14 protein-coding genes, 1 riboswitch and 1 other annotated feature are annotated in these 15,121 nt (G+C 37.4%); of the genes, 11 read left to right on the forward strand and 3 right to left on the reverse strand.

The features are described 5' to 3' along the window. Positions 1–24 precede the first annotated feature (24 nt). Positions 25–159, forward strand: a riboswitch (FMN riboswitch). A 145-nt stretch (positions 160–304) separates the two neighbouring features. Genes ribD through ribH form a run of 4 tightly spaced genes read left to right on the forward strand, consistent with a single transcriptional unit; the run spans position 305 to position 3,662 of the window. Beyond that, a complete protein-coding gene (ribD, locus tag P3U61_RS04955) occupies positions 305–1,351 on the forward strand; it encodes a bifunctional diaminohydroxyphosphoribosylaminopyrimidine deaminase/5-amino-6-(5-phosphoribosylamino)uracil reductase RibD (RefSeq protein WP_014613597.1) in 1,047 nt (348 codons plus the stop codon). Between the two features lie 4 nt (positions 1,352–1,355). After that, positions 1,356–1,985: a riboflavin synthase gene (locus P3U61_RS04960; protein ID WP_096533966.1), complete on the forward strand. Its 630-nt coding sequence runs from the start codon at positions 1,356–1,358 to the stop codon at positions 1,983–1,985. 13 nt (positions 1,986–1,998) lie between these two features. Next, on the forward strand, positions 1,999–3,180 hold the full coding sequence (gene ribB, locus P3U61_RS04965; protein ID WP_110160359.1) for a 3,4-dihydroxy-2-butanone-4-phosphate synthase: 1,182 nt from the start codon (positions 1,999–2,001) through the stop codon (positions 3,178–3,180). A gap of 17 nt (positions 3,181–3,197) precedes the next feature. Beyond that, on the forward strand, positions 3,198–3,662 hold the full coding sequence (gene ribH, locus P3U61_RS04970) for a 6,7-dimethyl-8-ribityllumazine synthase (protein WP_031253731.1): 465 nt from the start codon (positions 3,198–3,200) through the stop codon (positions 3,660–3,662). A gap of 124 nt (positions 3,663–3,786) precedes the next feature. Here the strand turns inward: ribH and P3U61_RS04975 are convergent, their stop codons facing one another. Beyond that, positions 3,787–4,773, reverse strand: coding sequence for a proline dehydrogenase family protein (locus tag P3U61_RS04975; protein WP_096536547.1), 987 nt, complete (start codon positions 4,771–4,773; stop codon positions 3,787–3,789). A gap of 485 nt (positions 4,774–5,258) precedes the next feature. Between P3U61_RS04975 and P3U61_RS04980 the strand changes: the two genes are divergently transcribed. From P3U61_RS04980 to P3U61_RS04995, 4 genes are all read left to right on the forward strand, one after another. Continuing rightward, a complete protein-coding gene (locus P3U61_RS04980; protein ID WP_014613603.1) occupies positions 5,259–5,591 on the forward strand; it encodes a hypothetical protein in 333 nt (110 codons plus the stop codon). A gap of 142 nt (positions 5,592–5,733) precedes the next feature. Further along, positions 5,734–6,558 carry an alpha/beta hydrolase gene (locus P3U61_RS04985; RefSeq protein WP_323695720.1) on the forward strand — a complete coding sequence of 275 codons (825 nt, stop codon included), beginning with the start codon at positions 5,734–5,736 and terminating at the stop codon, positions 6,556–6,558. Between the two features lie 160 nt (positions 6,559–6,718). Then, positions 6,719–7,669 carry an L-lactate dehydrogenase gene (locus P3U61_RS04990; protein WP_014613605.1) on the forward strand — a complete coding sequence of 317 codons (951 nt, stop codon included), beginning with the start codon at positions 6,719–6,721 and terminating at the stop codon, positions 7,667–7,669. Between the two features lie 265 nt (positions 7,670–7,934). After that, entirely contained in the window at positions 7,935–8,345 is a 411-nt protein-coding gene (locus tag P3U61_RS04995; RefSeq protein WP_065520454.1) for a transcriptional regulator, SarA/Rot family, read from the forward strand. 502 nt (positions 8,346–8,847) lie between these two features. Here P3U61_RS04995 and P3U61_RS05000 read toward each other — a convergent pair. Next, on the reverse strand, positions 8,848–9,411 hold the full coding sequence (locus P3U61_RS05000) for a tRNA 5-(aminomethyl)-2-thiouridylate-methyltransferase MnmM (RefSeq protein WP_014613607.1): 564 nt from the start codon (positions 9,409–9,411) through the stop codon (positions 8,848–8,850). Continuing rightward, on the reverse strand, positions 9,408–10,361 hold the full coding sequence (locus P3U61_RS05005; protein WP_014613608.1) for a tRNA modification radical SAM protein MnmL/YtqA: 954 nt from the start codon (positions 10,359–10,361) through the stop codon (positions 9,408–9,410). The genes P3U61_RS05000 and P3U61_RS05005 overlap by 4 nt, the downstream gene beginning before the upstream one ends. Positions 10,362–10,508: 147 nt before the next feature. On the opposite strand from P3U61_RS05005, the gene P3U61_RS05010 reads away from it, so the two are divergent. The 3 genes from P3U61_RS05010 to P3U61_RS05020 all read left to right on the forward strand — a co-directional run bounded on the left by P3U61_RS05010 (position 10,509) and on the right by P3U61_RS05020 (position 14,751). After that, positions 10,509–11,690 (forward strand): MDR family MFS transporter, encoded by a 1,182-nt coding sequence (locus tag P3U61_RS05010; protein WP_015729341.1) that lies wholly within the window; start codon positions 10,509–10,511, stop codon positions 11,688–11,690. A gap of 69 nt (positions 11,691–11,759) precedes the next feature. Next, positions 11,760–11,951, forward strand: a binding site (T-box leader). Between the two features lie 47 nt (positions 11,952–11,998). Next, the gene (gene leuS / locus P3U61_RS05015) at positions 11,999–14,413 is read left to right on the forward strand and encodes a leucine--tRNA ligase (RefSeq protein ID WP_181137779.1); all 2,415 of its coding nucleotides are present in this window, start codon (positions 11,999–12,001) and stop codon (positions 14,411–14,413) included. Between the two features lie 26 nt (positions 14,414–14,439). Beyond that, positions 14,440–14,751 (forward strand): rhodanese-like domain-containing protein, encoded by a 312-nt coding sequence (locus tag P3U61_RS05020; protein ID WP_015729339.1) that lies wholly within the window; start codon positions 14,440–14,442, stop codon positions 14,749–14,751. Positions 14,752–15,121 lie beyond the last annotated feature (370 nt).

Raw genomic sequence — 15,121 nt, forward strand, 5'->3', positions numbered from 1 at the left:
CTTTTATTCTCAATACAATTTCATATATTCTTTCGGGGCTGGGTGAAATTCCCAACCGGCAGTAAAATATAAGCCTGCGACCCGTATCATTGATTTGATATGGCTGATCTAGTGAGAATCTAGAGCCGACAGTTAAAGTCTGGATGGGAGGAAGAATAGTGACGACATTTTTTCACATACAATATGTGAGTTTATTTGTCGTATCCAAATTTTGAATGAAAAAGAATCAATGTGTTTTGATCACTTTTCATACATCCTACCACTCGAAGTCGACAATCGAGTGGTTTTTTATTGAGGTGAAAGTATGAACCATTATTTAGACTATGCGATACAATTGGCAGAAATGACACAAGGCCAAACTGGAACGAATCCAGCAGTAGGAGCCGTCATTGTGAAACATGGGCGTATCATCGGTTTTGGTGCACATTTAAAAAAAGGTGAACGCCATGCTGAAATTCAAGCGATTGATATGGCCGGTGCTAAACACGTTAAAGGTGCTACGATTTACGTCTCCCTTGAACCGTGTTCACACTACGGCAGTACACCTCCATGTGCACAACGTATCATTGACACTGGTATAGCGAAAGTCGTTTATGCTGCCAAAGATACCACATTACAAGAAACAAGCCATGACGTGATGGTGCAACATGGTATTGAGGTGGAATATCGTCCACATCCACGTGCCGAGCAATTGTATGCCGCTTTTTATCGCAGTAAAGAAGGTGCTGTTCCCATTGTGACAGTTAAGGTGAGCGCCAGTATAGATGGTAAACAAGCGACGGATCATTTTGAAAGTCAATGGATTACTTCTAAACAAGTAAAGGCAGATGTTTTCCAATTGAGACATTCTCATGATGCGATAATAACTGGAAATGGCACGCTAACACATGATAATCCAAGTTTAACGACACGCGTGGAAGATGGACATCATCCAGCGAAAGTGATTTTATCGCGCTCCGGCAAAATCAACTGGGATGCACAACTTTTCCAAGATCATGTGACACCGATTTATATTTATACTGAAAATCAAGCACTCACTTCATCATTCGACCATGTTGAAATAATTCAGCAAACCGACATTCAAATTGAAGATGTGCTCAAAGATTTATATCAAAAAGGTTATGGTCATGTCCTTGTCGAAGCAGGCCCTAATGTAACTTCACAATTTTTAGCGTCTCGTTTGGTGACGCACTTCATCCTATATTTAGCCCCGAAAATCATAGGTGGTCAAGGTGTGAATCAATTTTATCAAACTCCATTGGTGACCCCTTTAAACCAACTTCCACAATTTGAAATTGTACAAACTGACATAATAGATACCGATTTGAAACTCCGAATGCAAAGGAAGTGACGACATGTTCACAGGTATCGTTGAAGAGGTCGGTACAGTTCAACATATTCAAAAACGTAACCCTACAACAGCACTGACAATTCAATGTAAAAAAATATTAGACGATATGCATATAGGCGACTCGATTAGTGTGAATGGTACATGTCTGACTGTGACGCGCTTTGATCAATATAGCTTTACAGTCGATGTCATTCACGGAACTGAAAATAAAACCTATTTAGCAGATTTAAAAACGAATGATACCGTTAATTTAGAACGTGCATTATTAGCTACTGGGAGGTTAGGTGGCCATTTTGTACAAGGTCACGTCGACGGTAAAGGCGTGATTCAACACATTCAAACATCCCAAAATGAATGGATTTATACAATTAAAGCTGAACCGTGTCTAATCGATCAAATGATTCCACAAGGGTCGATTGCTGTTGATGGTATCAGTCTAACGGTTTTTAAAAAATTTAGAGATTGTTTTGATATTCATTTAATTCCAGAAACACGTAAAGCAACCATTCTTGCTGAGAAAAAACAAGGTGATCCGGTGCATTTAGAAACAGATATGCTCTTTAAATATGTCCAAGCCATCACAAAGGAAAAATCACAGCTGTCAGTAGAAGAATTATTGAATGCAGGTTTTTAAGGAGGGGCGTTACATGCAATTAGACAAAATTGAAGAAGCGTTAGAAGCATTGAAACAAGGCGGCACGATTATTGTCGTTGATGATGAAGATCGCGAAAATGAAGGTGATCTTGTTGCAATTACAGAGTGGATGGATGAAAACACAATTAATTTTATGGCGACCCACGGGAGAGGCCTCATTTGTACACCAATTACAGCAGAGATTGCCCAACAAGCGGGACTTGATAATATGGTCGAACACAATCGCGATCCCCACGGTACGGCATTTACACAAAGTATTGACCATGTGCAATCAACAACAGGAATTAGTGCTTTTGAAAGAACAGTAACAGCGAGAGCACTGATAGATGAAAAAATGACTGCTGAAACATTTCATCAACCTGGTCATATCTTTCCGTTAATCGCTAAAAAGCATGGGGTCCTCGAACGTCGGGGGCACACTGAAGCGACAATCGATTTGGCGAAGTTAACAGGGGCACGTCCAGCCGGTGTGATATGTGAAATTATGAATGATGACGGGACGATGGCCAAAGGAGAACAATTAGAGCGGTTTAAAGCGCAACACAACTTGAAAATGATTTCGATTGAAGATATTGTTGCATATATTAAATCACAACGTACATTGATTTCAGTGGAAGCGAAAATTAAATTACCAACCCAATTTGGTGAATTTGACATGTATGGTTTTACTTCAAATATTGACGGAGAAGAACATTTAGCGCTCGTCAAAGGTGACATTCAACCCACGATGAATGTCCGCGTCCATTCCGCTTGTGCGACAGGTGATATATTTCATAGTGAAAGATGTGACTGTGGTCAACAGTTAGAGGCGTCAATGGCGTATATCCAACAACACGGTGGCATGTTGCTCTATTTGCCTCAAGAAGGGCGTGGCATTGGTTTAATGAATAAACTAAAAGCTTACGAATTAATTGAACAAGGCTATGATACCGTTTCAGCGAATGAAGCACTTGGATTTGAGCCGGATTTACGTGATTATGACATTGCAGCGCAAATTTTAAAGTATTTTAATATTACAACGGTTAATCTATTGAGCAATAACCCTGAAAAATTATTAGGATTACAGCGCTATGGTATTCAAATTGGTAAACGTATCCCAGTCATCACTGAAACGAATGTGCACAACCATGATTATATGCAAGTGAAAAAATTACAAATGGGTCATTTAATATAAATAGAGGAGGAAGTATGATGAAATTCGAAGGTCAATTAAATGGTAAAGGTTTAAAAATTGGAGTTGTGGTGAGTCGTTTTAATGATTTAATTACAGGACGTTTATTAGATGGGGCTCAAGATGCATTGAGAAGACATCAAGTGGCAGAAGATAGTATAGATGTCGCTTACGTACCAGGCGCCTTTGAACTTCCAATCGTCGCTAAAAAAATGGCACAAACAGGCAAATATGATGCTGTCGTAACATTAGGATGTGTCATTCGTGGTGCAACATCGCATTATGATTATGTCTGTAATGAAGCGGCTAAAGGGATTGCGAAAGCGAGTGATGATACGGGCGTACCAGTTATTTTTGGTGTATTGACGACTGAAAATATTGAACAAGCGATTGAGCGCGCAGGTACAAAAGCAGGCAATAAAGGTGCAGAATCTGCAGTCGGTGCTATTGAAATGGCGAACTTACTTCGACAAATGAACGCTTAATCGACATCAAATACGTGTATTTAAAATAGGTGAGTAGCATCTTTGTCGTTACACCCAAGATAAAAAGACAAGGACTGGGACATAATATCCCAGTCCCTGCTTTCTATTTATGTGCTGATACCCTTTAAGGTTTACGCTTCAAAATTTTAAATAACGCAAGTGTGCCTAACGTGGCACCTGCAACAGAAATTAACGCTTTTGGTTTCACAAACTCTTTAAGCGCTAGTGTGATATTTTGAGGTCTTTCTGCTAAACGCCGCATGAAATAACCGAACCAATCATCACCAAATGGGACATAAATCGTAAAGTTGTAACCTTCATTTGCAATTTCTTCAGCGAGTTCGGATCTAAAGCCATAAAGCATTTGGAACTCAAATTTTGATTTATCGATATCATGTTTTTTAATAAATTCTTTCACATGATTAATGATGCGATGATCATGTGTTGCAATCGACGTAAAGTTTTTCGCAGTCAATAAACGTTTTTCAATTAAGCGAATATAATTTTCATCGATTTCTTCTTTTGCTTGATATGCAATGTATGGTGATTCTTTGTAAGCCCCTTTAACGAGTCGTAAGCGTAAGTCTGGATATTTATCAATCAATACGTCTGCTTTGAATAGATAAGCTTGAATGACGGTACCCACATTGTTAAACTCAGGCTTTAAACGGTCTAATGTTTGTGTAATATCGAATAAGCTATCATATTTTTCCGTGTCAATGTTGATATGCATATGATCGTATTCTTGCGCTTTAGAAACGATTTGATGAATGTTACGATATGCAAGTGCACGGTCAAATTCACTACCGAGTTGACTCAGTTTGACAGACATGTGTGCGTCTAATTGATGTTTATGAATCGCTTCCATCACTTTTAATATATTATTTTTCGCTTCAATAGCATCTCGTTCGTTATTCACAAATTCACCGAGATTATCTACTGTAGCTGAAATATTTTTCTCATTCAGTCGTTTAATTGTTTTAATCACATCATCAATTGTATTCCCCGCGACTACTCTGTTTGCCCCTAATGAAGGCCCAATGATTTTCGCTGCTGAATTTAAAAATGCATTATTAGACAATGCGATAAAAAAGTGTTTGACTAAGGCCATGCTGAATTCCTCCCATTATGTTTCTGATGTAATATCAGTGTATCATGAAGAGATAAGGGAAGAAAACGTTTTCATGTAAAAAGGTGCGAATTTTACAAAGTTGAGTGGTGACGGCATAATTAAATGTAAAAAAGGTTATAAAAAGAGTATTCATTATATATGGATTAATGGTGTGCTTCTATCGTAATTGGCTCTTGAGCGATCGCTGTGATGAGTGGTGTACATAAAAATAGGACGATGCAAAACAAACATTTATAAACGAGCTTCATTATGAACTCCTTTAATCTGACTTTGTTTATTTTCAATATAGCACGTTTATGTCAAGCTATGATGAAATCATTGTGAAGTTCCTCTAAACATCATAAAGGACTGTCATGAATATTAACATTGTGTAAATGATTGATCTGAATCTTTACGATATCTTTAAATAGCAGACAAGTGAATCGTGATAAAATAAAGTGAAAACGATTTGAGGGAGATAGGTAATGTTTAGAGATATGGCATTCTACATTTTTGGGACGCAGTTAGATACATTTGTGCAGTATTTTATATTTGAACTGATTATATTGGTCGTTATCGGTTTAATATTAGGTTTTTTAACAAAGAAAATTTGGCCAGTTATCGTAGTCATTGTAGGTTTGAATGTGATCGACGTCGGCATTTTAGCACAATTCAATGTAAGCCAAGGTGAGGGCACTTTCTTTGGACAATTGATGTTACTCTTAGTGGCAAAATTTTTCCCTACATTTTATGAAATTTTACTAACCGTACTATTATTACGTGTCGATTGGATGCGTAAAATATTTAAACTTGTATAAAATAAATGCAACACGTGAAAAGGTTGTGGCACTCGGTCATGAAGGATTCACGTGTATTTTTATGTTTTTAGTCGCGATGAGTAGGGAAGTCACGCTATAATAGATGTTATAATACATAGAATTAAAGGAAGGATAATGTAGTATGTGGAAATGGGAAACTGAAGGTGAGGCTAAAGGGGTCATCGTCATTGTACATAACATGTTAGAACATACAGGACGTTATGCTTATGTTATTACACATTTAAAACGCAATGGCTACCATGTTATTATGGGTGATTTGCCAGGACAAGGCCAAACTTCACGTATGAACAAAGGGCAAATCCAAAGCTTTGAAGTCTACCAAGAGCGTGTGTTGGAATGGGTAGAAATTGCTGAAGAATATCATTTGCCTATTTTTATGATTGGTGTCGGATTAGGTGGTTTGATTTGTTTAAATTTATTAGAAAAAGTGCAATTGGATATCGAAGGTTTAATCTTACTTTCGCCACTACTCGCATTTCAAAAACATTATAAAACTCGTAAAAATATTTTAGCATCCAACATTGGCGACATTTCAAAAGGCACAAAGTTTGATATAGGCATTGAAGCTGAGGTACTGACACACAATCCAGAAGTCCAAGAAGAAACACGAAATGACCCGATGATGTTAAAAAAAGTGAGTTATCATTGGTATAAAGAAGTTGTACGTACCATGAAAGACACAGCCGACCATCTTCATAAATTAACGGCAAAACCGATGTGTGTCATGTATGGAACGGCTGATCAGATTTCTGATACTGAAGTGACGCACCAATTATTGCACTCATTGAATTTAGATGAAGTTTATTTTAAAGCGTGGCCACTTCTTGCACATGAGATTCATAATGAACCCGAACGTGAAGCTGTCATGCGTTATATTTTAAGCTTTTTAAACAATCGGGTGTATGCGGCAGGCTATTTAGTTGAAGATGAAAATAGTCTTAAATAAGTTAAAAATATACAAAAAGTATAGGATAAATGATTAATTTTCGTTTGTCCTAAAATTTTATCATTGAAAGAATATGGAAAACGTGTTAAGTTATATATGTGAAAAGAATCACAAGTAATAAATAGTGAACAAATTTGGCATAGTTAGGAGAGTGTTTTTCATGAAGACAAAAGGTAATAAAGTAGTATTAGTAGGTAATGGTGCAGTGGGTGCAAGCTATGCCTTTACAATGATGAGTCAAGGTGTAGCAGATGAACTGGTTATTATTGATATCAATAAAGATAAAGTGCTTGGAGATGTATTAGATTTAAACCATGGTGCACCGTATGCAGATTCCCCAGTTAAAGTCGTAGCAGGTGAATACTCTGACTGTGGTGATGCAGATTTAGTTGTGATTTGTGCAGGCGCGCCTCAAAAAGTTGGCGAAACACGTTTAGACTTAGTAGAAAAAAATGCAAAAATTTATAAAGATATTGTGACTTCAATTATGGATAGCGGTTTCGATGGTATTTTCTTAATCGCAGCCAATCCAGTAGATATTTTAACTTACGTTACTTTAAAATACTCAGGCTTACCAAAACACAAAGTTATCGGTTCAGGAACAATTTTAGATACAGCACGTTTCAGACATTTAATTAGTGAAGCCTTCGATGTAGCACCTGCAAGTATTCATGGTTATATCATTGGTGAACACGGTGATTCTGAAGTGCCAGTATGGTCTGGCGCAACAATTGCAGGTGTTTCAATTTATGAACAATTGAAAAACGACCCTGAAAAATCACATTTAATTGAAGATATTTATGTGAATACTCGTGATGCAGCTTATGACATCATTAAAGCAAAAGGTGCAACATACTACGGTGTGGCAATGGGATTAATGCATATTTCAAAAGCCATCTTAAAAAATCAAAACATCGTATTAACAGTGTCTAGTTACTTAGAAGGTGAATACGGTCATGAAGGTGTGTACACTGGCGTGCCGACAGTGATCAATGGTGATGGTGCTTCACGTGTCATTGAAACACCATTAAATGACGATGAAAAAGAAAAATTTGCTAAATCTGTTAAAATTTTAAAAGATATGCAAGATTCTATTTCTCACCTTTTCTAATGAAAAATAATAAATAAATAGAGTTTTAAATGGTCCTATCTCTTTTTGTAGAGTGTAGGGCCGTTTTTTGCTGTTAAAAATGCTCACCTTTTTTAAAATATGCATTCTTTCTTTTATTTCAAAGTCAGTCATATACAATCAAATAGGGTAAAAACTTAAGAATGCGATTTTAAAATGACAAATTATTACTAAAATATTAAATATGATTAGATTTCTATTTTGTGGGTACAAATAAACGATAGGTAGAAAAGAATGGGGGTTTATTATGACTGAAAAAAATAATTATAAAGTGAGCGATATCATGCGCCTGGACCAACTGCAAAAAGAAGTTGAAGCCATTTTTGAAGAAATTGAGGGAAAATATCGTTTATCGAAAGAAGAGTTTTTGATTTTACTGACACTTTGGAATCAAGGTTCTATGACGTTAAAAGAAATGGATGACTACGTGAAAGTTAAGACTTATAAGCGTACAAGAACGTACAACAATTTGGTAGAAATGAAATGGATTGTTAAAGAGCGTCCGACAAACGATGAAAGAACCGTTATTATTCATTTTAATGAGGATAAAGAAGCGGACAAGCAAGACTTAATTAATTTTACATGTATGGAAATCGAAAAAAGAGATGCACATTTGAGAACATTATTAAATGACATTGTCAACGGCTGTGATATTTAAAGACCAATGCGACTCTCATTTGATATCAAGATTTAATCCACCCATTCTGAAAAAGCTAAAAAGAATTGAAGAGCTACAAAAGCCCGCAATTCTTGGCATCACCAAAGACGACATTGAATTAAAAAGAGAGTGCAAATGAAAATAAATTATTCATACTACCTATTATAAAACCAACGCTTCCCTAATGAGGATTGTCGTTGGTTTTTCTCGTAGTGAGCGATGAACGTAAATTTGAAATCAATACAAAAGCTTTAATTCACCGCATTCACATCTCTCTTAGTATTTTGAAAGAAGTAATATAGCAATGAATTTTTAAATTTACTTGAAGTAGGATATAAGAATGAAAACGATACGCCCACCTTTTGAAACGCATGACCAGATAGCTAAATATTGAGTGCTAAATCAAAAGGATTGGGGTATCGTTTTCCAATTTAAAATCTACAAAACTGAAACAAACTTAAAAATCTACACATCTTTTACAACGCTTTAACCTCATTTGACACTACGCTCTTTTTTCAATCGCAATCACATATGGTGGTCGATTTTGTTGATTAATAAACTCATACTTCAAAACATGAGCACGTTGTTGATCAAACGCTGCCAAATGCTTCATCAAAGTCATGCTTTCTTCCTTGCCTTCTTCATGACCAGGATAAACGACTAAAACGATGATGCCTTCTGGTTGTAATATATCAAAAATCGTCTGAACAGCAGCAAGTGTAGTCGTTGATTGTGTGACGATAGATTTGTCGCCTTTCGGTAAATAACCTAAATTAAAAATGGCAGCATGTACTTGAGTGAGATGTTCGTCTCTAATATATTGTGTAATCCATTCGTGCCCTGTATGAAAAAGAGAAACATTGTTGTAATCGTGAACACGTTGTTTTGTATTTTCAATGGCTTCTTGTTGGATGTCACAGCCATAAACATGACCATGAGGGACGAGGTCTGCTAAAAATTTTGTATCATGACCGTTACCACATGTTGCATCAATGACGACACTTTCTGATGTAGTATGGCTTCGAATTAATGATTTGGCAAAAGGTAAAATACGTTCGACTATCATATGTGCACCTGAGAACTATAAGATGCGCCTTGAACAGTTCCACGACGTTCAAGTTCTGCGTCAATCTCGTTTAATACTTCCCATTTATTGACACTCCACATGGGACCGACCATTAAATCAATAGGACCATCACCTGTAATACGGTGGACGATCATTTCTGGTGGCAATTGTTCGAGTTGATCACAGACGAGTTGAATGTACTGTTCTTTCGTCATAAATTCAAGTAAACCTTTATCATATTGTTTCATCATAGGTGTACCTTTTAATAGATGTAACAAATGAATTTTAATTCCTTGGACATCCATTTGAGCAACCGCTTTTGCAGTCTCTATCATCATGTCATAATCTTCACCAGGCAAGCCATTAATAATGTGTGAACATACTTTAATGTTGTGACGGCGTAATTTTGCGACGCCTTCGTAATAACAATCCATATCATGTGCACGGTTGATTAAGTCCGATGTTTCTTGATGAATGGTCTGTAAACCTAACTCTACCCATAAATATGTACGTTCATTTAATTCGGCGAGGTAGTCCACGACGTCATCTGGTAAACAATCTGGACGTGTCCCGATAGATAATCCGACAACACCCGGTTCTTTTAATGCAGCTTCAAATTTTTCTCGCAATACAGCAACGGGCGCATGTGTATTGGTAAAGGCTTGGAAATATGCAATGTATTGACCTTCGTGCCATTTCTCGTGCATTTTATTTTTAATCTCTTTAAATTGTACTTCGATAGCATCAGCACGGTTACCCGCAAAGTCACCACTCCCTGCTGCTGAACAAAAAGTACAACCGCCGTGCGCAACTGTACCGTCTCTATTAGGGCAATCAAAACCACCATCTAAAGCAACTTTAAATATTTTTTGTCCAAATTTATTTTTTAGATGATAATTTAAAGTATGATATCGTTTCTTCTCAAAAGCATATGGGAAATAAGTGCCCATCACAATCTTCCTTTCAACTTTCTATGTTTAAACTGTTTTTATCATATCGTATTCGCCATTTTTCTTAAACAGTATTTGAAGATTTTAACATATTTTCATTATAACGTGTTATAGTGTGTGCTAGAGACAAAAAGGAGTGAAACATCAGTGAATATGCCTAAAGAAATATGGTGGCTCGTCATTGGGATGGCGATTAATATCACAGGTGCGAGTTTTTTATGGCCGTTGAATACGATCTATATGAATGAGGAACTCGACAAATCATTAAGTACTGCTGGGCTCGTACTGATGGTCAATTCATTTGGAATGATTGTAGGAAATTTACTTGGTGGGACATTGTTCGATAAACTTGGAGGATATCGGACAATTATGTTAGGCACGATTGTGAGTTTGTGCGCTACCATTTTATTAAATTTCTTCCACGGTTGGCCTTGGTATGCGATTTGGCTCATTATGCTCGGTTTTGGCGGTGGGATGATTATCCCTGCTATTTATGCGATGGCTGGAGCAGTGTGGCCTCAAGGGGGAAGACAAACGTTTAATGCGATTTACTTAGCACAAAATATCGGTGTGGCATTAGGTGCAGCGCTAGGTGGTTTTGTTGCTGAACTAAGCTTTAATTATATTTTTATGGCGAATTTGGCGATGTATGTCATTTTCTTCTTTATCGCATTATTTCAATTTAATATGGACTATCAAGCGACGGTTAAACATCAAGAAACGTTGGAAAATGTGGCGCACATTCAAAACAAGAAACATTTCACAGCACTCATTTTATTATGTGTGATGTTTGCGCTATGTTGGATTGCATACGTTCAATGGCAAACAACTATTGCGTCATTTACACAAAGTATTGGTATTTCTATGAGTCAATATAGTTTGTTATGGACAGTGAACGGGGTGCTCATTTTAGTAGGACAACCTTTAATATTACCGATTATTCACCTCATTAAAGGGCAGCTGAAAAAGCAACTTTACTTTGGATTAGTCGTATTTATATTGTCGTTTTTCGTGACAAGTTTTGCGACATCATTTTCAATTTTTGTTGTAGGGATGGTCATTATGACATTTGCAGAAATGTTCGTTTGGCCTGCTGTACCAACGATTGCTAATAATTTAGCGCCTAAAGGTAGAGAAGGGGTCTATCAAGGCATTGTGAATTCTGCTTCAACAGTGGGGAAAGCTTTCGGTCCATTAGTTGGCGGGATACTCGTCGATGTGTTCAATATGCAAATCATGTTTTTATCAATGATAGGTTTACTCGTCATCGCTATGGCATTCCTTACGATTTATGATAGAAAAGTTGATCCGAAAACGTTATATCGTTAATCACAGTAAATGACACTTGCATCTTCGTACCAAATTGCATAATATAGTAGATGATTACGAATTAAGCATGTGGTCGTACTGGACTGGAGTAGTAACTTAAAAGGGTTTCCACAGAGAGTTAGTGGTGGTGCGAACTAACGAAAAACTTTAAGTGAACTTGCCAATAAATAATGAAAAATAAATGACATCTCTTACTATTTAAAATGAAGTGCACTTCTAGGAGTGAATGAGGGTGGTACCGCGGCAAAAGTCGTCCCTTAGCATATATGAATAGTTTGAGGTGTCTTTTTATGAATGAGGAGGATTTAATTGTGAGTTACAATCATCAAGAAGTCGAAAAAAAGTGGCAAACGTATTGGCTAGAGAACAAAACGTTTAAAACAGAAGATAATATCGGGCAGAAGAAATTTTATGCATTAGATATGTTCCCTTATCCATCAGGTGCAGGGCTACATGTGGGGCATCCAGAAGGCTATACAGCAACTGACATATTGTCACGTTATAAGCGTATGCAAGGTTACAATGTATTACATCCAATGGGGTGGGACGCGTTTGGTTTACCTGCTGAACAGTATGCACTTGATACTGGAAACGACCCAGCCGAATTTACAAAACGTAACATTCAAACATTTAAGCGTCAAATTCAAGAGCTTGGTTTTAGTTATGACTGGGATCGTGAAGTCAGTACGACAGACCCTGATTATTATAAATGGACACAATGGATTTTTATTCAACTTTATAAAAAGGGATTAGCGTATATTGATGAAATTCCGGTAAACTGGTGTGAAGCGTTAGGCACAGTACTATCTAATGAAGAAGTGGTCGATGGTGTATCAGAACGTGGGGGCTACCCAGTGGTGCGACGCCCGATGAAACAATGGGTATTGAAAATCACAGAATATGCGGATCGTTTACTTGAAGACTTAGATACACTTGATTGGCCTGAATCGATTAAAGATATGCAACGTAACTGGATTGGTCGTTCTGAAGGGGCGAAAGTGAACTTTAAAGTCGAAAATATCAACACACCGATTGAAGTATTTACAACACGTCCAGATACGATTTACGGTGCAACATTTTTAGTGTTAAGTCCTGAACATACTTTAGTGAATCGTATTACGACACCACAACAATATGAAAAAGTGAAACATTATCAAGATGAAGCGGCGAAAAAATCTGACTTAGAACGTACAGATCTTGCAAAAGAAAAAACAGGTGTCTTCACAGGGGCTTATGCGATTCATCCGTTTACAGGAAAGCAAGTGCCTATTTGGATTGCTGATTATGTGTTAGCCTCATATGGGACAGGGGCTGTGATGGCTGTTCCAGCACATGATGAAAGAGACTACGAATTTGCGACAACATTTGATTTACCAGTTGTGACAGTTATTGAAAACGATGCAGAGACACCTTATTACACTGGTGACGGTGCACACGTTCAGTCTGGTGAATTAGACGGTCTGAACAATGAGGCGGCGATTGCAAAAGCGATTGAACTATTAGAAGCAAAAGGCCTTGGAGAAAAGAAAGTGAATTATAAACTCCGTGACTGGTTATTTAGTCGTCAACGATACTGGGGTGAGCCGATTCCGATTATTCATTGGGAAGATGGCTCAATGACAACGGTACCGGAAAACGAATTACCTTTATTACTACCTAAAACGGATGAAATCAAGCCTTCAGGTACAGGTGAATCACCACTTGCGAATATTGATGATTTTGTGAATGTCGTTGATCCTGAAACCGGTATGAAAGGGCGTCGTGAAACAAACACAATGCCACAATGGGCGGGTAGCTGTTGGTATTACTTACGCTATATCGACCCTAAAAATGATCAAATGTTAGCCGACCCTGAAAAGCTTAAACATTGGTTGCCTGTTGACCTTTATATCGGTGGCGTTGAACATGCTGTATTACACTTATTATATGCACGTTTTTGGCATAAAGTGCTTTATGATCTTGGCATTGTTCCTACGTCTGAGCCTTTCCAAAAATTATTCAACCAAGGTATGATTTTAGGTGAAGGTAACGAAAAAATGAGCAAATCAAAAGGTAATGTGGTGAATCCAGACGATATCGTTCGTTCACATGGTGCAGACACTTTACGTTTATATGAAATGTTTATGGGGCCATTAGAAGCTTCAATTGCGTGGAGTGAAAATGGTTTAGATGGTTCACGTCGCTTCTTAGATCGTGTATGGCGCTTATTTGTCACTGAAGACAGTCAACTCACGGATAAAGTGATTGAAGGTGACACACCAGCATTACAAACGGTTTACCATCAAACAGTTAAAAAGGTCACTGAAGACTTCGAATCATTAAGTTTTAATACGGCAATTAGTCAATTGATGGTCTTTATTAATGAATGTTATAAGGCTGACAACATTTCTAAAGCTTATGCAGAAGGTTTTGTGAAAATGCTAGCCCCTATTGCACCGCATGTCGGTGAGGAATTATGGTCTATTTTAGGACATGATACAACGATTACTTACCAACCATGGCCAAGTTTCGATCCATCGCTATTAGAAGAAGATGTGGTTGAAATTGTCGTTCAAGTGAATGGTAAAGTTCGTGCTAAAATCGAAATTCCTAAAGATATGAGTAAAGCAGATATGGAAGCGACAGCGTTAGCCAATGACAACATTAAAGCTGCAGTTGAGGGCAAAGATGTTAAGAAAGTTATTGCAGTTCCACAAAAATTGGTGAATATTGTCGCGAAATAAAGAAGAATGAGGGAGCGTAGAGGATAATGAAAGAAATTACTACAGATGAATTAAAAGAGATTGTTTTAAGTTCAGAACCAGTAAATATTGTCGATGTACGCGAAGATGAAGAAGTGGCAATGGGAATGATTCCTAATGCTGAACATATTCCGATGAATGACATTCCGGATCATGTGGATGATTTCAAAAAGGATACGACGTACTACATTGTTTGTGCTGGCGGTGTGAGAAGTGCGAAAGTGGTTGCGTTTTTGAATGATCACGGGATTGATGCGGTGAATGTTGAAGGTGGTATGCGTGCTTGGGGGGAAGAAGGATTAGAGTTTAAGCGTATTTAGAATATGATGATGCACTGTTATTGTTGTGTGGGAGACCATGCGATAATAGCAGTGTTTTTGTGTTGTTGTTTGGTGAACATTTCGATTACATTTGAGTGTGTTTGTAGGTTGTTGAACATTTCGAAAAGTTTAGTTTAATATTTCTTGATTGCAGCACTTGCCTTCCCTTTCCTAGGGGCTGATCCTTCAACTAAATTCGGCTGGATTAAAGCATACACTTGATGGAGGCCGAATTGGATTTTGGGAGCAGTACAGAAATCTCATGTACAACAAAGATTTCGTCGTACTGCCCCCGCAAGGCTGACTCGACTTCTCACCGACAAAAGCATTGAGAAGTCAGATAGCTACTGCGTTAAAAAGTAGCCACTCT

The sequence above is a fragment of the Staphylococcus pseudintermedius genome, assembly GCF_034042775.1.
Taxonomy (GTDB): domain Bacteria; phylum Bacillota; class Bacilli; order Staphylococcales; family Staphylococcaceae; genus Staphylococcus; species Staphylococcus pseudintermedius.